Source organism: Methylobacterium sp. WCS2018Hpa-22, from assembly GCF_031843785.1.
Classification (GTDB): domain Bacteria; phylum Pseudomonadota; class Alphaproteobacteria; order Rhizobiales; family Beijerinckiaceae; genus Methylobacterium.
Map to the genome: position 1 here is coordinate 69,909 of NZ_JAVTJA010000017.1, position 17,384 is coordinate 87,292.

Annotated in this window: 16 protein-coding genes and 1 pseudogene; 13 read left to right on the forward strand and 4 right to left on the reverse strand. The window is 58.6% G+C overall.

The genetic code is table 11. The features are described 5' to 3' along the window. Positions 1–21: 21 nt before the first annotated feature. Positions 22–861 (reverse strand): annotated as a pseudogene (locus RQI43_RS20380) (IS5 family transposase). Here RQI43_RS20380 and RQI43_RS24595 point away from each other — a divergent pair. The 4 genes from RQI43_RS24595 to RQI43_RS20400 all read left to right on the forward strand — a co-directional run bounded on the left by RQI43_RS24595 (position 795) and on the right by RQI43_RS20400 (position 7,618). Next, a complete protein-coding gene (locus RQI43_RS24595; RefSeq protein ID WP_405030672.1) occupies positions 795–1,139 on the forward strand; it encodes a transposase in 345 nt (114 codons plus the stop codon). The pseudogene RQI43_RS20380 and the gene RQI43_RS24595 overlap by 67 nt on opposite strands. 1,324 nt (positions 1,140–2,463) lie before the next feature. Beyond that, positions 2,464–5,316: a hypothetical protein gene (locus RQI43_RS20390; RefSeq protein WP_311276399.1), complete on the forward strand. Its 2,853-nt coding sequence runs from the start codon at positions 2,464–2,466 to the stop codon at positions 5,314–5,316. 106 nt (positions 5,317–5,422) lie between these two features. Next, positions 5,423–6,508, forward strand: a complete 1,086-nt coding sequence (locus RQI43_RS20395) for a polysaccharide pyruvyl transferase family protein (RefSeq protein ID WP_311276400.1) — start codon at positions 5,423–5,425, stop codon at positions 6,506–6,508. Positions 6,509–6,559: 51 nt separating this feature from the next. Then, positions 6,560–7,618 (forward strand): polysaccharide pyruvyl transferase family protein, encoded by a 1,059-nt coding sequence (locus RQI43_RS20400; RefSeq protein ID WP_311276401.1) that lies wholly within the window; start codon positions 6,560–6,562, stop codon positions 7,616–7,618. Here RQI43_RS20400 and RQI43_RS20405 read toward each other — a convergent pair. Beyond that, entirely contained in the window at positions 7,580–8,197 is a 618-nt protein-coding gene (locus RQI43_RS20405; RefSeq protein ID WP_311276402.1) for a hypothetical protein, read from the reverse strand. The genes RQI43_RS20400 and RQI43_RS20405 overlap by 39 nt on opposite strands. Between RQI43_RS20405 and RQI43_RS20410 the strand changes: the two genes are divergently transcribed. Both RQI43_RS20410 and RQI43_RS20415 read left to right on the forward strand, forming a co-directional pair. Then, entirely contained in the window at positions 8,147–8,803 is a 657-nt protein-coding gene (locus RQI43_RS20410; RefSeq protein WP_311276403.1) for a HAMP domain-containing sensor histidine kinase, read from the forward strand. The two genes, RQI43_RS20405 and RQI43_RS20410, sit on opposite strands and share 51 nt — an antisense overlap. Positions 8,804–9,212: 409 nt before the next feature. Further along, positions 9,213–9,374 carry a hypothetical protein gene (locus RQI43_RS20415; RefSeq protein ID WP_200919205.1) on the forward strand — a complete coding sequence of 54 codons (162 nt, stop codon included), beginning with the start codon at positions 9,213–9,215 and terminating at the stop codon, positions 9,372–9,374. A 25-nt stretch (positions 9,375–9,399) separates the two neighbouring features. On the opposite strand, the gene RQI43_RS20420 is transcribed toward RQI43_RS20415, so the two are convergent. Beyond that, positions 9,400–10,305, reverse strand: coding sequence for a metallophosphoesterase (locus RQI43_RS20420; protein WP_311276404.1), 906 nt, complete (start codon positions 10,303–10,305; stop codon positions 9,400–9,402). Positions 10,306–10,674: 369 nt separating this feature from the next. Here RQI43_RS20420 and RQI43_RS20425 point away from each other — a divergent pair, with 369 nt between their 5' ends. The 3 genes from RQI43_RS20425 to lpxK are packed head-to-tail and all read left to right on the forward strand — an operon-like array spanning position 10,675 to position 13,759. Continuing rightward, a complete protein-coding gene (locus tag RQI43_RS20425) occupies positions 10,675–11,427 on the forward strand; it encodes a lysophospholipid acyltransferase family protein (RefSeq protein WP_311276405.1) in 753 nt (250 codons plus the stop codon). Then, complete coding sequence (locus RQI43_RS20430) at positions 11,424–12,728, forward strand: 3-deoxy-D-manno-octulosonic acid transferase (protein ID WP_311276406.1); 1,305 nt, start codon at positions 11,424–11,426, stop codon at positions 12,726–12,728. The genes RQI43_RS20425 and RQI43_RS20430 overlap by 4 nt, the downstream gene beginning before the upstream one ends. Further along, positions 12,728–13,759 (forward strand): tetraacyldisaccharide 4'-kinase, encoded by a 1,032-nt coding sequence (gene lpxK, locus RQI43_RS20435; RefSeq protein WP_311276407.1) that lies wholly within the window; start codon positions 12,728–12,730, stop codon positions 13,757–13,759. Before RQI43_RS20430 ends, lpxK begins: the two co-directional genes overlap by 1 nt. On the opposite strand, the gene RQI43_RS20440 is transcribed toward lpxK, so the two are convergent. Then, positions 13,704–13,928 carry a DUF2093 domain-containing protein gene (locus tag RQI43_RS20440; protein WP_056429621.1) on the reverse strand — a complete coding sequence of 75 codons (225 nt, stop codon included), beginning with the start codon at positions 13,926–13,928 and terminating at the stop codon, positions 13,704–13,706. The two genes, lpxK and RQI43_RS20440, sit on opposite strands and share 56 nt — an antisense overlap. A 154-nt stretch (positions 13,929–14,082) precedes the next feature. Here RQI43_RS20440 and cdd point away from each other — a divergent pair, with 154 nt between their 5' ends. From cdd to deoA, 4 genes are read left to right on the forward strand one after another with little or no spacing between them, the layout of a single operon-like run. After that, a complete protein-coding gene (gene cdd, locus RQI43_RS20445) occupies positions 14,083–14,520 on the forward strand; it encodes a cytidine deaminase (RefSeq protein ID WP_311276408.1) in 438 nt (145 codons plus the stop codon). Continuing rightward, positions 14,513–15,322 carry a purine-nucleoside phosphorylase gene (locus RQI43_RS20450; RefSeq protein WP_311276409.1) on the forward strand — a complete coding sequence of 270 codons (810 nt, stop codon included), beginning with the start codon at positions 14,513–14,515 and terminating at the stop codon, positions 15,320–15,322. The genes cdd and RQI43_RS20450 overlap by 8 nt, the downstream gene beginning before the upstream one ends. Positions 15,323–15,330: 8 nt before the next feature. Further along, on the forward strand, positions 15,331–16,077 hold the full coding sequence (gene deoC, locus RQI43_RS20455) for a deoxyribose-phosphate aldolase (protein WP_311276410.1): 747 nt from the start codon (positions 15,331–15,333) through the stop codon (positions 16,075–16,077). Beyond that, on the forward strand, positions 16,077–17,375 hold the full coding sequence (deoA, locus tag RQI43_RS20460) for a thymidine phosphorylase (RefSeq protein WP_311276411.1): 1,299 nt from the start codon (positions 16,077–16,079) through the stop codon (positions 17,373–17,375). The genes deoC and deoA overlap by 1 nt, the downstream gene beginning before the upstream one ends. The last annotated feature ends 9 nt before the right edge of the window (positions 17,376–17,384 follow it).

The following is a 17,384-nucleotide window of genomic DNA, read 5'->3' on the forward strand; positions in this document are numbered from 1 at the left end:
GACCTTCAAGCCGGGCAAGTTCTAGAAGTCCATCCGAGTACCGAGTTTACGAGGTCGGATGAGCGTCGAAGTCGAGGTCGTAGGCACACAAGATTGCAGCCAGATACAGAGGGCGGCGGATTTGACGCTGGCGAGATAGTTGGACGAATCCTTGTCGTAGTGGGTAGCTATTGCTCTGAAGTGTTTGATCTTGTCGAAGAAGCGTTCGACGAGTTTGCGGTACCGGCACAAGAATGAGCTGAAAGCCGGGACGTTCTTGCCGTTGGGCATCGGCCGGACTTTGGCCTACGCTCCCTGTTTCGCCAAACGGTCTCGCCGTTCGTCGCTGTCATAGTTCAGGTGACCGAGCAGGGTCTGACCGGGACCAATCGCGCCATGCATTTCGTCCGTAGAGCGACTATCATGGGTCTGCCCCCCGGTCTGCTTGAGAGCGATGGGGCGGCCCTCGGCTTCGACTAGAGCTGGGATCTTGGTGGTCGGGCCGCCACGACCTTCGAGAGCCTCAGGATGAGGCGACCGATGCAACCGGATCGGCCGTCTTTGTTTAGCGGTGGCAGAATGCTGATGCACCTGCACACTGGTGGAGTTGGTCAGCCGAATGTCGCCGTCGGAAGCCTTTGACACGGCATCGCGCCGTCGATCCCACACCCTGGCCTTGCGCCAATACCGGAAACGATGGCCACAGGCCGTTTGAGGTCCATACCGCGCTGGGATATCGGCCCAGGACGCGCCCGTACGCAAACGCCAATAGATGCCATTGAGCACACGCCGGTCGTCCACCCGCTCGACACCGCGTGTGTCTGCCGGCAGGACCGACTCGATCACCGCCGATTCCGCATCCGTCAGATCAAACCGAGCCATCGGCACTTCCATCCAAGGGCGGGAGACCCGATAATCCTCGCCTTGATCCACAACCCATTTTAAGTTCACGACCTAGGGCGGAGGGGCTGGGCTTCAACATAGTGCTGGCTGATGCAGGCTACCGCGTCAGCGCTGACTTCCGCCACGGCCACAATGCGTGGGGCCTTCGCTGGGCGGTGGGCGTCGTGGAGAACCAGAGAGCCTACGTTTCCGATTGGCCGCTTTTGCCCGTCAGCCCAGATCTGACCGCTAGCCGTAGCGAGCTGAGGCGATGCTGAATGAGCCGCTTGAGCAGCTTGTGGCGTAGTGCGAGGGCACCAAGGGGGATCTCTCAGATCGGTTCGCTGCCCTCCACTGTGAGCCGGCAATGGTCCAGCTTGGTGCAACAACCGACATCTACTGAGAGCAAAGGTCTGGCTGGTGGGCGAATGACACTCATCCGGTAAGCGCAAGTACTACCTCCACAACCTGCCATTCGACACGGCACGCAGCGCGTTAACCGGCAAGATCAAGGCGCGTTCGGGCGGCGGGCAGAGGCCCAAGCAGCTTACGGAAGAAATCAGCCTCAATCACCTCGAGGGGCGCTCCGGGACACGTTTGCACGGCTACGCGCTGTGACGTGCATCGCCTGGGCCTCGTTGCGGCCCTTCTACCTCGAAGCGTACCATCGCAGGGGGTGAAGAAGTACCCCAGGTGTCGGAAGCCATCGTCAAGCACCTCTCCGCTCCCCCATCCAGCTTGACCAAGGCCTATACTGCCGATGCCACTTACGGCGGCTACGTTCCATAAAAATGCACGGGAAGTGACAAACGCCCCTATAACCGAAGCCCTGAGTCGGAGCATCAGCAGCTCGTAGGCGCATCGCACAAGTCGCGTGCACTTAGCCTTCCCTTAGTGCCGCTCTTTGGATGATACGTTACGCAAGAAGAAGCTTAATGGACGACCTGTACCGGCAGGGATACCTTGCTCAATCAACCAATTCCGCAATTCACGAAATAAGGCAGGGGCTGCTCTCGCAGCCCGTCAGGATCTGGCTGGCATACCCTTTGATTCAGTGCGACTCAACTATTAAGCTGAACACGTTCCAACGCGCAGCCAATGCTCGATGCGCTCACTCCGAAGTAAGCAGGCGCTTAACAGCCTGAGACTCTATCGGACAGCGACACCACAATGGTTCACAAAAAGCGAGGACGAGCACGAAGGCATTGCCCCCACCTCGACCGTTGGAACATCATGCGCGCCTTCATCTCGATGAAGGAAGAAAACACGCTGCGCGAGCGATCGGCGGAGGCAATTCTTCTGCGGGTGAGACGCACAGAAAGGCAAGCTTTCAGACGCGCCATCGCTGCCACAAAAAAATTGCGCTCAAGGAACGATCGGAATAAAAGTCACGAAACTGCGAACAGATTTCTCGAAGGGGATATAATAATGATGCTTACGAGGAGCGAGATTATGAAATATATTTCTAATAAGCATGGGAACCCCTGGATATTATCCAAATCATAGCAAGAATTGCTGTCAATAAATTTTGGACGCTTAGTCAGATTTTGTACTAAACTCGCAATCTATGAAGTATATAGAACCAAATAGGAGGCTTTTAAGGTGAGCGAATACAGTCAAACCGTAGTTGGTCCTGTAGCTATCATTTGTCCTTCATTAGGTAAAGCGTGCGGGATTGCGCGATACTCAAGTTACGTTGCAGAGTCGCTTAAACGTCTAGGCGTTGAATATGCGTTGATGACTAAGGCTGAGACTTTGATGGAGCCGAATCAGCCTATTTTTAAAACAATTCTGATTCAACATGAATATGGACTTTTTGATCATTTGTCACACCTCGGTGCAGGTGAAACAACATCCGCTGTCATCTCAACTGTAGAAAAATATCTTTCCTATAATACATTTTCCCGTGCAGCGATAATCATGCACACGATAGTTGTAAAAGATCACGTTCTAAATATGACAAATATGCAGTTATTTAGTTCGTCAATTCCGATTTTCCACCTCAATGCTCAAGGCTGTTTTGATCTCGGAATTCCATATTTAGAGCACGGAATATTTACATACGATGGACTCAATATTTCAAGTCATGTTACACAGGATGACAGTACGCAAGCCGAAATCCCAAGAACGATGGCGAGCTTTGGCCTGTTGTCTCCGAACAAACGTCCAATAAAGCTGATCGATATTTGCTCTCGCGCGGGCGTCAAATTTATCGGAAATTTTGCAACACACGACCAGAGTCTTGTCAACGATCTCAAAAATCATGCCCGCCAGAAGGGAGTGGATGCGACGATATTCTCTGACTTCTGTGAAGAAGACGTTTTGCTCAATAGGTTGAAGACAGCGACAATTGCCGCTGTTGCACAAGATCCAATCAAACATTCGGCAACCAGTGGATCTGTCAGATTTCTTTTGAATTTGGGAATTCCTGTCATTGCCTCGTGTGTCCCGCAATTTGAAGATTGCAGTGATGCCTTGATTTTATGCGATGAAGATTCAATGCATGAAATGATCCAATCTCTAACTACCGATTCTGATCTATGGCAGACTGCCGCTGAAAGAGCAGCAAACTTCGTCAAGCATAACGATATGCGGTTAGTTTATCAGAGGTTTCTCCAGGACCTTCATTCGATTCCGACAAGCGAGTTCACTGCGTATCGTAAGAGGAACTTCAGAGAGTCTGGACACAAACTAATTCTTTCAGATTTGCTCATGAGAACCAGTAAATCTTCCGAAGATATGGCGGAGATTGAGATTGTATCTAGTTTGTCTCAACCTGTTACAAACGGCGTAGATCATGATTGGATCAGCAATAATCTGTCCTCTCTACCCAAATCCGGTAAGGTTGAATTTCGGTTGAGTCGTGATCGAAACATAAGCAGCTCGGCAAGGCCAGATGAATATCTCGTGCTCGCTTCCTCGAATCAATTTATAGCCAGTAGTCTCGATAGAATTAGCGATAATATTTCTGTGAACACGTCCTTAGATGCACGCGATAAAACAGCGCTTACTCGTGCGATATCAAAAGCAGTCAAGATGGATCTGCAAGTCGATGCCAATCTTAAGATGGTCAGGCGCTTGGCAGAAATCGTACTTAAAACGCTGAAACCTTCATTGTATACATACCCTGAAATTATCTATTCCAAGCTCGAAGCTTTGAAGGATGCCTACGGCAGTCAACGGGGCTTTGCCCAACGGAGCGGGAATATAGCTTCTGCACAGGTACTGACAGCCCTACCCGCCAAATACGTGATCACATATTTGTACCGGGTTGCCGGTCTTCGTGCTGATGAAATTCTAAGTGTCCTGGCAGCTAGTGGCTACCCAAATGACGATCTCGATGATCGCCTAAAATGGATCCAATCACTTATCTCGGTTTTCCCTCGCAGGGTTGGCACCGAGCTTACACCCCGGAGGCCTGATCCTCGACATTTCCGCGGAAGGACACATTTCTTTCGAACTGAGTTCGCATGTTTGACAAACGAAGAATTCACGCTTGCGATCGAACAAATATTCTATGATGTCATGCACAACGACAACTACAAAAACTATTGGTCTGATATCAAAGGAAGCGACCGCCGAGCCATTCTTAAGAACGTTGTAGACAGGGAAGCGGCAGCTGGCATCGTCATTGTCGGTATGGACGACACGGAAACCGACATCATCGACAGCATAGAATATCTGGAGATGATTTCTGAATCGCATAATGCCCTGACAAGTTTCATGAGCCCCATTAATTTCTATTATTTAAATGTTTCCAACATTTCGAAAGCGCATCTCGAAACTACGTACGGAATAAATGATCTATTCGTACGTGGTAAATCACTACCTTCGAGCTATCGACCAATATATTACGCACCGTATGAACTCATACGCGAGCTCGAGCACAGTGCTTCTCTTAACATCGATAATACCGAGGTAATGGACGCACTATTTTTGCTTGTCTTCGGTGAAGAGTATGCGGGAGAAACACTTGAAAGTGATTTTTGGAGAGCGCCGTTCAAGCACGCAGAGGAGCTTGGTGTACCTCTTGGCATTCTTCCCGAGCCCTGGTCTTTAATAAGAAAAGGCACTAGCCGATTAAATTTTGGAGGACATAATAATGTCTCGGAACGGCGCGCTCGATTACCAGACCAGTTTTGGGAAGAAGCTTGGCGCGCCGTTGAACAGTCACCCAATGGTCGAGCAATCGTACCAAAAGAGATGAGTGAAATTTCGCCGAGGGCAATTTCGGTCGATGCGGCGACATCTCCTATTAACGTCAACTTTATCGTTATCCATAAGGGAAAATTTGAGTCTTATGCCGCGATCCTGTCTAAAGCTCCACCGAAGCATTGGCGAGTTTACTTCTCGAATGAAGTTTTTGTAATTCTGTCACGCCGCAGGATTCAACAGGAGATTTTTAGCGTCGAACACATTCCCGATGAATTTGCAAATTATGCCAGCGATTGGTAGGACTGGTAATGTATGCATGCTGCATTGTAGCCGTCAGCGCTTTCCCGCTGGCGGAGCATGATGTCCAATTTGTTGCTATCAGACCTAGAACTTGAAGGCTAGAAACATGCTGAGCCCGGACGAAACTGTAAAAAATTCAAGAACCATAGTCTTACGGGGATTTTATGGCAAAGGAAATATGGGCGATGAAGCTTTGCTAAGATCCATTCTTAGCCACTTAGGGCAAGAATTTAACTACAAAATTTCCGTCAACACTCCAGGAACACCTAAGGACGATTGGCGGAAGCGTTTTCCATACTCACAACATACTATCATTTCAAGTTTAGCTCGCGGAAAAGTTATGAGTCCAGAAGTTTCGACCTTCTTCCTGGGTGGGGGCGGATTGGGCCTGGGTTTCGGGTATGACCAGTTAATCTGTGCAAGAAGAGCAGGGAAAGCATTCATTCATTCTGGCGTTCACATTCACGACGATTTTTTTGAAGGCAAAGATAAGGATTTCCTGCAAGCTACACGTTCAATGCTTCTCTTGGCGAATATGACAACTGTTCGAGACAAGTTTTCCCTAGAGTCGTTGAATAAATACGATATACCTGGTGAATTCTTACCTGATTGGGCTTTCGGTCTTGAGTCAGAAGTTTGGAGTCCTCCCGTTCCTGAAAAGTATGTTGTGGTGACGTTTCGGCGAAGGCCTCCGAATGATGCTGAGCTTATCAAGCCGTGGCTCTTCGAGATGCAAAGATTTATCGATGCTCTCGGTGCAAAGATGGTCGTCCTGCCCTTCGATAAGGGCGATGCTATGCTAACTAAGATGCTTGGATTCAGCGATTTAAACGTTCCCGATTTGTACTTTTCGCCCGAGAAGGCGAAGTACCTTATTTCCAAAGCACTTGCAGTAGTATCCTTTGGACGGTTCCATCCTATTGTTTTTGGACTATCAGAACATGTCCCTACTTTTTCCGTCGATTACTGGTACGCAAAGGAATCGAAACATAAAACCAGCCTTCTGTTAAGAGAGGAGGGTTTCGGTGATAGCATTTTCCATCAAGGAAATTTTGTGGACTTTACGTCAGAGCGACTCATGCGGACGACCCACGAGATGGCCGGTGCACTTACCGACGGAAGATTCAACGAATATAAAGCCATGATTGATCAGAGCTCCCAGAAGATGCGAGCCATTGCCAACCAACACTAGTAGAAAAGCTTCTTTTCTACTGAAGTCTTTGGCGTGAAGTTTGGAATTAACATGAAGAAGCTAGTTATCCGTGGCTATTACGGAAATGGAAATTGCGGGGATGAAGCCTTGCTTCAGACGATGCATGGGTTTTATTCATCTGCGTTCCAAATAGTGGTGTCGGTCAATAAGCTTGAAAGCGCTCTGAGCCTTCAGAAGCAGGGGGTGTTCCCTTATAAATCGTCAGAAGTTTGTGGCAGTCTTCATAGAGGTCTACTGGCAAACCGGGAAACGGTGGGCATGATCTTAGGAGGTGGGGGGCTAGGTCTGGGGTTCGGCTGGGACCAGTATATGTTTGCTTGGCGAAACAATAAAAAAATTATTCATGCCGGCGTTCATATAACGGGAGAGTTTTACAAAGATTCGGACGAAAGTTTTAATCAGGTTTCAAGAAATTTTCTTGCAGCAGCAGATTGGTTTAGTGTTCGACATAGGCATTCTATTGCTATGTGCAGTAAGATTGGAGTTAAGGCTAGGTATCTCCCTGATTGGGCTTTTGCTTTACCCGTGGAGCCGGCAAATTTCGTTCCTCATAGAGATTATGTCGTTGTCGTAATACGTAGCGATACAAACAAGGATCGAGATTTGACCTTGAAAACGTTTGAAACAATTCAGGGCTACGCAAGTAAAAATGCACTTGATATTGTTATTATACCGTTTGATGGTTCAGATGAGAATATGACTAAGCGTCTTGGTCTGGACTCTCATATGCTTGGGAAAATGTATTTCGAGCCCAAGAAAGTTAAATCCATCATATCTCATTCCAAAGCTGTTTTCTCGTTGGGGCGATACCATCCTCTTGTTTTCGCTATGGCCTCGGATGTTCCAGTTTTCAGCATCGATGCCCTTCGGCAGGACCGATCTGATGATAAAACATGCCTCCAACTGACTGAAGAAGGATTGGAAGACTTTCATTTTCCTTTGAATAGACTCAACCAGTTCAATGTTGATTCTATATCGGCGCTCGTACAGAACTATAATACTCAAGGAAAGTATACCAAACGCTTTCTCAGCTATGGCGAGGAAGTAACCTCAGCTGCGCTTGAGATTTCTGAAATTCTTGCGAGTTAGAGCGGCATCGGAGCTTGCGTGGTATCCCGCGGCGGCGGGATAGTTGCGGCACCCGGTTGGCTGGAAGCGTGTCAGCGCGGGTCTAATGGCGTCCCGCAGGTTGGGGATGATGCGAGCCGCCTCGGTGCGTAGCAGGGCCTTGAGCTTGGCAAAAGCCCGCTCGATCGGATGAAGTCTCGGCTTCAGATTGGAGAATAGAGCAGCCGCGCGCAAGCCGCTTCGATGCGCTCGCGCGCGGATACCGCCGACCTTGTTGGGCGGCACGTTGTCGAGCACGACCGTGTCACCGGGCTGACGGTCGGGCACGAGCACGGCCTCGACGGAGATACGGAACGCTGAGCCATACATCACCTCATCGAGTAGCCAGGGCGCGGTGATACCACTCGCGCGCAGCCCCGTCGTCTGAGCGCCCTGGCCATCGCGGCGGCCATTGCCTTCGGGAGCAAGCTCGAACTGCTTGAACGGCAGCGGCAGGAAGAGAGCAAGCGGACGGAACGGGAGCGTCAGCGCCTCGAGACCCTCGGCCAGATGGTCGGCTCGGTGGCGCACGAACTGAATAACCTGCTTCAGCCGGTCCATGGCATGACGGAGATCATGCTCGCGGATTTCGAGGCGAATGCGCCCGAGCGGGCAGACCTCGAAACCATCCTCGCCTGCACCGATCAGGCGGTCGGGGTCATCCGCAACATCCTGGCCTATGTCAGACAGGAGCGCAGGGTACCCGAAGCCATACCCTTGGGCCATGAGGTGGAGAATGCCTGCGCGTTCCTCCAGCCAATGCTGCGTCCGCCTCTCGATGTCGCGATTCGGGATACCGAGAGCCCGGTTCTCGCCACGGAGAGCGAGGTCACCCAGATCCTGCTCAATCTCGTCCAGAACGCCATGCAGGCCGAGGCATCGCGCATCACGGTGCGGGTCGACCGTTGCAACCGGCGCTTCACCGCGGGTCCTGCCGAGGTGCCATGCCTTCAGCTCGTGGTGATCGACGATGGGTGTGGCATGTCCGAAGAAGTCGCGGCCTGTGCGACCGATCCTTTCTTCACCACAAAGACCGAGGGTCAGGGCACCGGCTTAGGCCTCGCCATCGTCAAGGGGATCGTCATGGGATGGTCGGGCGAGTTCGAGATCGCGTCGCGGTTCGAGCGCGGCACGGTGGTGACGATGTCGTTTCCAGTTGTGTTCTGACAGCCCATCACCGCACCTTGCCGGCAGCGGCCTACGTGATCCCCTCACGGCTTCATCCGCAACGATATGACGCGGCGTCCGCCCGGCAGCTTGCTCAGCGCAGGGTGGGCTGTCAGGTCGCCCTCATGATCCGTAAGAGTTTTCGCCACTGCCCAAATCGGCCTGAGCACAGAGCGCTACCGACGCGAAATATGTATCGTTGTGCGACGCACCAATCTGCTGTCCGTCGTTGATCGTGAACGTGTTCTTGTGCCGGAGGTGTGTGAGCACCGCTCGGGTCGGAGTGCGATGCAATGACGAATGTGGACTAAGTAGGCGTCTGCCACACTTGCGGCGGATGAACGCCCGATTAACACTACCTACTCCGAAAGAAAGAATCGACCGATTCCTCGAGGCCGGGAGACAGTCCATGTCCCAGACGATTCACGTCAAACCGACCCATGATGGCACCTATACGGTCTATCGGGGTCCGACGGCCCTCGTGAGCGGCCTCACGCGGCTTCAGGCAGAGCTGTATCAGGCCAGCATCTCCCGCCAGGCCCAGCGCCCCCTGGTGGGATTGACGGCCTGATCTGGCATCGCCGGCGGGTGAGCGGTCATCTTCGCGTCAACTGCAACACCCGGAGGTCGGCAATCGCCCCGGCTTCCGTCAACCCGCGTTCCTTGGCTTCGATCACGTAACGGTTGTCGGCCTTTCTGACCGTATAGACATGATAGCTCGCGCGGCGGTGCAAGGTGCCGCCGTGCGACACCGCCGAGGCCGAAGGCGCTCCGACCACCGGGACGGCGGCACCACCGGGGCCTTCGACGAAGGCGATGCTCCCCACATGGTTGTGCCCGTGCAGGATCAGGTCCGCGCCGGCGCGCGCGATCATCGCCGTAAACGCATCCGCGTCCTTCAATTCGCGCCCGGGCGACGCCCCCCCTGGCTGCGGCGGATGATGGATCATCGCCACGCGAAACGGTGGTTCGGGCTCGGCGCCCAGGCGTTTCAGAATGGTCTCGACAGACTCGATCTGCGACGAGCCGAGGCGCCCACTGGCGACGAAGGGCTTGGTGGGAATCGCGGACGAGACCCCAATCAGGGCGAGCGGTCCACGGCGCCGGAGATAGGGGAAGATGCCGTCGGTGCCATCGTCACCGGAGGTCCAGGCGCGGCACGCCTTCAACAGCCCTTCGAGCGAGCCGCGCACATAGGCGTCGTGATTGCCCGGAACGAAGCTCACATCGTCTGGAGCGCCGAGTGCTTCGAGGAAGACCCTAGCCGTCGACCACTCACTCGGCAGACCGATGTTGCACAGGTCGCCGGTGCAGGCGATGTGATCGTGGGGCTGTGTCCGCAGATCGGCCACCAGCGCCGCGAGGATCTCCATGTCGTGGTGTCGGCTGCGCCCGCGGCGCCAATTCACATAGCCGGTGGCGCGCTTGCCCAGAAGCTGGCGCAGGCGAGGACGTGCGATAGGGCCGACATGCGGATCGGTGAGATGGGCGAGGCGAAACATCGGTCTCCGTTTCGGATGAGGGCCTCGCCTTCGCCACTGGCGGCTGCCGCGTCAAGCCTCGCAAATCGTCGCTCGCGCGTTCGAATCCAGGATCGCGACGGCGCAAGCTCACACATCATAGAGGACCGCGTCGGCGCTCCGATACGGTGCTTCCTCCCCTACATGATGGCCGTTCCGTCGAACGGATGAGGTCGGGCCCGCCCCGGCGAGGTTGCGCCGGTAATTCGAACGGCGCTAGACCACGCGGGACCGGCCATGCTCCCGAGCGAGCGCCGTTCGGCGGATGCGCAGACGACGCAACCGGCCGCGCGTGCGCCCTGAGGGCCGACCGGACGAAGGGCCGAACGTCCGGCCCGCGGAACCGAGTGTATGAGCCTACTCAAACGCGTCGGCCGGTCGCCACCGGTTCAGAAAAGCCTCGGCTTCGTCGCCTTCCACTATCTGCGCTTGGTGCGCGCAACGAACCGCTTCACGGTCGAACCGGCCGAGCCGCACCGCTGGCTCGACGGGAAATCGCCGTTCATCGCCGGCATGTGGCACGGCCAGCATACGATGATCTCGTTCATGCGCCGTCCGCAGGACAGGATCGCGACGATCATCTCGCGGTCGGCGGATGGCAACATCAACACCATCGCCCTCACCCGAATGGGTGTCCGCGTCATCCGGGCCTCCGGGGCACGCGGACGCGCCGTGCGGGATGCCAAGGCGAAAGGCGGCGCGGAAGGCCTGCGCGCCATGATCCGGGCTTTGAAGGATGGCGAGAGCGTCGCCTTCAGCGCCGACGTGCCGAAGGTGTCACGCCGCTGCGATCTCGGCATCCTGACACTGGCGCGGTTCTCCGGTCGGCCGATCATTCCCGTCGCGGTCGTCACGAGCCGGCATCTGCGCTTCAACAGCTGGGACAAGGCCTGTTTCGGGCTGCCCTTCGGCAGGGGTGCCATGGTCTTCGGTGAACCGGTCCTCGTCCCGCGCGACGTCGATCCGGAGGATTTGGAGCGCTTGCGTCAGCGCCTGGAGAACGAGATGAACCGGGTTCACGACCGGGCCTACACCCTCGTCGGCCGCCCGGACCGGGTCGTCGATCCGGTGGCCGGGTCCCTGGCCCTCGGGCCGTTTTCGTGAAGGCTCCCCCGCTCACCATCGCTCTACGGGCTTATCGCTTCGGCCTCTATGTCGGTGAACCGGCGGTGGCGGGCCTTCTGGCCTGGCGCTCCCGCCAGGGCAAGGAGGATCCCGGGCGCCTGCCTGAGCGTCGCGGCCTTGCCGGACGAGCCCGCCCGAGCGGGTCCCTGGTCTGGATGCACGGAGCGAGCGTGGGCGAGGCCCTCTCGCTCGTCGGATTGGTCGACGGCATGATCGCCCGGGGCTTCAGCGTCCTCGTCACGACGGGGACGCGCAGCGCCGCCGAACTGATCGGGCGGCGCCTGCCCGCGGGCGCGGTCCATCAGTACATGCCCCTCGACGCGCCGCGCTGGATCGAACGGTTCCTCGATCACTGGCAGCCGGACCTGGCGCTGGTGGCGGAATCGGAGATCTGGCCGAACACCGTCATCGCCCTGCACCGGCGCGGCATCCCGCTGCTCCTCGTCAACGGCCGCATGTCGGAGCGGTCGTTCAAGGGCTGGGTTCGCTCGCCGCGCACCGCCGAAGCCCTGCTCTCGCGCATCGCAATCTGCCTCGCGCAGACCAGGGACGATGCCGAGCGTTTCGAAAGGCTCGGCGCACCGCGCGTGAGCATCGCCGGCAACCTGAAATACGATTCGGCCGTGCCCCCTGCAGACGATCAGCAGCTCGCCTATCTGCGCGACGTCATCGGCGACCGTCCGGTCTGGGTCGCGGCCAGCACGCATCCCGGCGAGGATGCCACGATCGCCGAAGCTCACGCCGCCTTGCAGGAGAGAGTGCCGAATCTTCTCACCGTGGTGGTGCCGCGTCACCCCCAGCGCGGCGAGGACGTGGCGGCGTGCGCCTCCGCCCTCGGGCTTCGAAGCACGCTTCGCTCCCGCGGCGGTCGCCCCCACGGCAACGTCGACGTCTATGTCGCCGATACGCTCGGGGAATTGGGTCTGTTCTATCGCCTCGCGCCGCTGGTCTTCCTTGGAGGTTCCATGACGCAACGCGGCGGCCAGAATCCGATCGAACCGACCCGTCTCGATGCGGCGATCCTGCATGGGCCGAACGTGCAGAACTTCGCACAGGTCTACCACGCCCTGGACGAGGCCGGCGGGGCCCTGATGGTGGCGGATGCCGGGGAGCTGGCAGCGGCTGTCGGCGCACTCCTCCTCGACCCCCGACGGTCCCGCGCCATGGCCGATGCCGGAAACGCCGCCTTGCGTCCGTTCGAAGGGGCGGTGGAACGCACCCTGGCGATCCTCGATCCATTCATCGCCCAGATGAAACTCTCTGCCCTGATCGCCTCCTGATGCGAGCCCCGGTTTTCTGGGACTTGCCCGGCCATCCCCTCGGCCGATTGCTGGCGCCGCTCGGGGAAATCTACGGATCGCGCGTCGCCGCCCGCATGGACCGCGCCGGCAACAAGGCGGCCTGCCCCGTCATCTGCGTCGGCAACTTCACCCTTGGCGGCGCGGGCAAGACCCCGACCGCTCTCGCCCTGGCAGCGATGCTGCGGAAAATCGGCCTGAAGCCAGCCTTCCTGACCCGTGGCTACGGCGGACGTCTGACCGGGCCGATCGCCGTCGATCCGTCTCGGCATGGATCGGCGGATGTCGGCGACGAGCCGCTCCTGCTAGCCCGCAGCGCTTTAACAATCCTGGCCCGCGACCGGCCTGCCGGGGTGGAACTCTGCCGCGCTCTCGGTGCCGGCGTGGTGGTGATGGATGACGGGCTCCAGAATCCGAGCCTCGCCAAGGACCTTTCCCTCGCCGTGGTCGACGCCGTCAGCGGAATCGGCAACGGCCTCGCTTTTCCGGCAGGTCCTCTCCGCGCACCGCTCTCGCGCCAATGGCGTCACGTCCATGGCCTCGTCGTCATCGGCGATGGCGGCCGGGGCGAGGACCTCGCGACGGAGGCGGCATCGCGAGGCTTGCCGGTCCATCGAGCCAAGTTGGTCCCGACAGTGCCCGCTGCGGTTGCGGGAAAGCCCGTGCTCGCCTTCGCCGGGATCGGGCGGCCGCGGAAATTCTTCGATACGCTGGTGGAGGCCGGAGCGACCCTGGTCGAGACCCGGTCCTTCCCGGATCACCACCCCTATCGTGCCGCGGATGTCGCCGGCCTCGCGGCTTGGGCCGAGGCTTTGGGCGCGATGCTGGTAACGACGGAGAAGGACATGGTGCGCCTGCCCGCGGATTTCGCCGCGGGGGTGACGGCGCTCGGCGTGACCCTTCGGTTCACGGACGAGAGCCGGCTGCTTGCGCAGGTGAAACGCGTCGTCGAGGCGTTCAGCCCGCCGAACGACCGAGCTCAGCCAGACGCTTCATCACCGCTTCGGGCGTGATGTAAGCCTCCTGGAGCTCGGCACTCCAGTAACGAAGATTGTCGAGGGCGATCGGCTCGCCGGTGACCGCGCAGCGCACGAAGCTTCCGGGCTTGACGACGCGCATGGTGCCGTCGCCGTACTCCACCGTCGCCTCGCCAGAGGCCTTGCGTTCGAACCGACCCAGCATGTCTCGCCCGCTTCTCAAGTGCGACCATCGAAGGAGCGTTCTAGGATCGCGCCGACGCCGTGTCGATGGCGCTTGATGACGTCCGATGGCGCTCGACAGGCCGGTCGCGTTCCTGTTCTAACAGCCGTCGAATCCTCCTACCGGACCCCATGCGATGGCGGACACGATCGACGCGGATCTCGCTGCTCTGTTCGATGCCGCCGGCGCGGCGAAAGCCCGCGCTTACGCGCCTTATTCGAACTTTCCCGTCGGCGCCGCCCTGAGGGACGAGCACGGCCGCCTGCATGCCGGATGCAACGTTGAGAACGCGGCCTATCCCGTCGGCACCTGCGCCGAGGCGGGCGCCATCGCCGCGATGATCGCGGCCGGCGGACGCGCCATCGCCGCTATCCTCATCACAGGCAACGGCCCGATTCTGGTGACGCCATGCGGCGCCTGCCGCCAGCGCATCAGGGAGTTCGCCCCCCCCGAAACGCCGATCCACATCGCCGGCCCGGAGGGTATCCGACACAGCTTCACCCTGGAGGCACTACTCCCTCAGTCTTTCGGGCCGGACAATCTGCACCGCACCAAGCCGTGCGCCGATGTCTGACACAGCCATCTCCCTCGCCGCCGACACGGTGCGTCGCCACGGTTTCGGCGGACCCTACGATGCCGCCATCGTCACCGGCACTGGCCTCGGGCTGGTCGCCGGCAAGCTCGAAGACAGCATCTCCCTCGCCTATTCGGGGATTCCAGGCTTTCCCTCCCCTGGCGTGACCGGTCACGGCGGCACCCTCCATGCTGGGCGCCTCTCCGGGCGACGGGTGCTGGTTTTCGAAGGACGGAGCCACGCCTACGAAACCGGCAACGCCGCCGTCATGAAGGTGCCTCTGGGGGTCGCAAAGGCGCTTGGCGTCCCGCTCCTACTCCTCACCAATGCGTCTGGATCGTTGATGGCGCAGGCGGGCCCGGGCAGCCTTGTGGCTGTCGCAGACCACATCAATTTGTCGGGCCTCAATCCGCTGATCGGCGAGACGGGTGATGGTCGTTTCGTCCCCCTTGTCGGCGCCTATGATTCGGCTGCGCGCGAAACCCTCCACGAAGCGGCAAGGGAATGCGGGATTCCCTTGCATCACGGAGTCTATGCATGGTTCTCGGGGCCAAGCTTCGAGACTCCGGCCGAGATCCGTATGGCGGGGCGCCTCGGCGCCGATCTGGTGGGCATGTCGACAGTTCCGGAGGTGATCCTCGCCCGCTTCTTCGGCCTGCGGGTCGCGGCCATCTCGGTGGTTACGAACCTTGCCGCCGGGATCGGAGACGGCGATCCGCACCACGACGAGACCAAGCGCGCGGCCGCCGCTGCCGCGTTCGACCTCGCCCGTCTCATCGACGCGTTCGTCGCACGGCTGTAGGAAAGAGCATGAGCGACGATCCCCATCATTCCGAAACCGCCGTTGCCCGACGCGCGCTGCCCCTTCTCGATCTCACCGATCTCGGCGATTCTTGTTCGGATCAGGCCATAGCGACGCTTTGCGGCAAGGCCCGGGCAAGCCGTGTCGCCGCTGTCTGCGTCTGGCCCCAGCATATCGGGCGCTGCGTCGAGTTGCTGGCCGGGACTCCGGTGCGTATCGCCACGGTGATCAACTTCCCAGCCGGAGGCACGGATATCGAGCGCGCGGTGGAGGATACTGCCGAAGCGCTGCATGACGGCGCGCATGAGATCGATCTCGTCCTACCCTATCGGGCGTACCTTGCCGGTGACACGAGGACTACGGCAGGGATGATTGAGGCCGTGCGGGAGATTGCAGGGCGCGCCATTCTCAAGGTGATCCTCGAATCCGGAGCGATGCCGGGGATCGGCCAAGTCACCAAGGCAAGCCGCCTCGCCATCGCCGCGGGGGCGGATTTCCTCAAGACCTCAACGGGCAAGAGCGTCATCTCCGCAACGCCGGAGGCCGCGGAGGCGATGCTCGCCGCTATCCGGGACAGTGATCGCCCTGTCGGATTTAAGGTCTCGGGCGGATTGCGAACCGTGGCCGATGCCGCCCTGTATCTCGCCATCGCCGACCGGATCATGGGGCCGGGCTGGGTCGAGCCGCAGACTTTCCGCATCGGGGCGAGCAGCCTGCATGACGCGTTGACTGCGAGCCTTGGAGGCCGCGCTTGATGCTGCCGCAGGAGCTGATCCGGGCCAAGCGGGATGGACGCATTCTCGCTGATGCCGAGATCGCCGACTTCATCTCCGGTCTCGCCGATGGGCGGGTGACCGAGGGGCAGGCCGCTGCCTTCGCCATGGCTGTGTTTTTCCGTGGCCTGTCACTGGCCGAGCGCGTGGCCCTAACGCGGGCGATGACCCATTCGGGTTCAGTGCTGAATTGGGATTTGCCCGGCCCGGTGCTCGACAAGCACTCCACCGGCGGCGTCGGCGATACGGTCAGCCTCGCTCTGGCACCCATGGTGGCTGCCTGCGGTGGTTACGTACCGATGATCTCCGGCCGCGGCCTGGGCCATACCGGCGGCACCCTCGATAAGCTCGCGAGCATTCCCGGCTACGACGCGACACCCGGCCTCGATCGTTTCCGCAGCGTCACCCGCTCCGTCGGTTGCGCCATCATCGGACAGACGGCCGACCTAGCTCCAGCGGACCGGCGGCTCTACGCCATCCGCGACGTCACCGGCACGGTGGAATCTCTCGACTTGATTACGGCATCGATCCTGTCGAAGAAGCTCGCGGCCGGGCTCGACGGTCTCGTGATGGATGTGAAGACGGGCTCCGGAGCGTTCATGGCGGAGACGAAGGAGGCACAGGCTCTCGCGGAAAGCATCGTTACCGTCGCCAAGGGCGCTGGGCTGAAAACCGTCGCGCTTATCACTAACATGGACGCTCCCCTGGCCTCCTCCGCCGGCAACGCCCTCGAAGTCTCCTATGCGGTGGATTACCTCACCGGTCGCTCCTGTGAACCAGCCTTCCATGCCGTAACCGTGGCGCTCTGTGCCGAGATGCTGATGCTGGGCGGCCTTGCCAAGGATCTCGACGACGCATCCCGCAGGGTCGAGCAGGCACGCGACTCCGGACGGGCGCTCGAAATCTTCGGACGGATGCTGGCTGAGTTGGGGGGGCCTGCGGACTTCATCGAAAAAACCGACCAATATTGCTCCGTCGCACCGGTGATCCGCCGGGTGACGATGACCACGACCGGTACAGTCGCTCGGGTAGAGACTCGCAAACTCGGGCTTGCTGTTATTTCACTCGGCGGCGGCCGTACCCGGCCACAAGACGATATCGACCCGGTAGTCGGCTTCTCATCACTCGCCCGCCCAGGAGATACAGCCGATCTCCTCGGCATCATTCATGCGCGGACAGAAGCCCAGGCCGATGCCGCTGAAGTAGCCCTCCGTGCTGCCTACCGGATCGCCCCCGATGCCCCTCAACCGCCTCCGGACATTGCCCAACGGATCGCTTGAGGAGCACGA

Bases quoted from the DNA above. Each gene is read 5' to 3' on its own strand.
- RQI43_RS20395 (WP_311276400.1), top strand. From the start codon at position 5,423: ATGCTGAGCCCGGACGAAACTGTAAAAAATTCAAGAACCATAGTCTTA.
- RQI43_RS20400 (WP_311276401.1), top strand. From the start codon at position 6,560: ATGAAGAAGCTAGTTATCCGTGGCTATTACGGAAATGGAAATTGCGGG.
- RQI43_RS20410 (WP_311276403.1), top strand. From the start codon at position 8,147: ATGGTCGGCTCGGTGGCGCACGAACTGAATAACCTGCTTCAGCCGGTC.
- RQI43_RS20405 (WP_311276402.1), bottom strand. From the start codon at position 8,197: ATGGACCGGCTGAAGCAGGTTATTCAGTTCGTGCGCCACCGAGCCGAC.
- RQI43_RS20415 (WP_200919205.1), top strand. From the start codon at position 9,213: ATGTCCCAGACGATTCACGTCAAACCGACCCATGATGGCACCTATACG.
- RQI43_RS20420 (WP_311276404.1), bottom strand. From the start codon at position 10,305: ATGTTTCGCCTCGCCCATCTCACCGATCCGCATGTCGGCCCTATCGCA.
- RQI43_RS20425 (WP_311276405.1), top strand. From the start codon at position 10,675: ATGAGCCTACTCAAACGCGTCGGCCGGTCGCCACCGGTTCAGAAAAGC.
- lpxK (WP_311276407.1), top strand. From the start codon at position 12,728: ATGCGAGCCCCGGTTTTCTGGGACTTGCCCGGCCATCCCCTCGGCCGA.
- RQI43_RS20440 (WP_056429621.1), bottom strand. From the start codon at position 13,928: ATGCTGGGTCGGTTCGAACGCAAGGCCTCTGGCGAGGCGACGGTGGAG.
- cdd (WP_311276408.1), top strand. From the start codon at position 14,083: ATGGCGGACACGATCGACGCGGATCTCGCTGCTCTGTTCGATGCCGCC.
- RQI43_RS20450 (WP_311276409.1), top strand. From the start codon at position 14,513: ATGTCTGACACAGCCATCTCCCTCGCCGCCGACACGGTGCGTCGCCAC.
- deoC (WP_311276410.1), top strand. From the start codon at position 15,331: ATGAGCGACGATCCCCATCATTCCGAAACCGCCGTTGCCCGACGCGCG.
- deoA (WP_311276411.1), top strand. From the start codon at position 16,077: ATGCTGCCGCAGGAGCTGATCCGGGCCAAGCGGGATGGACGCATTCTC.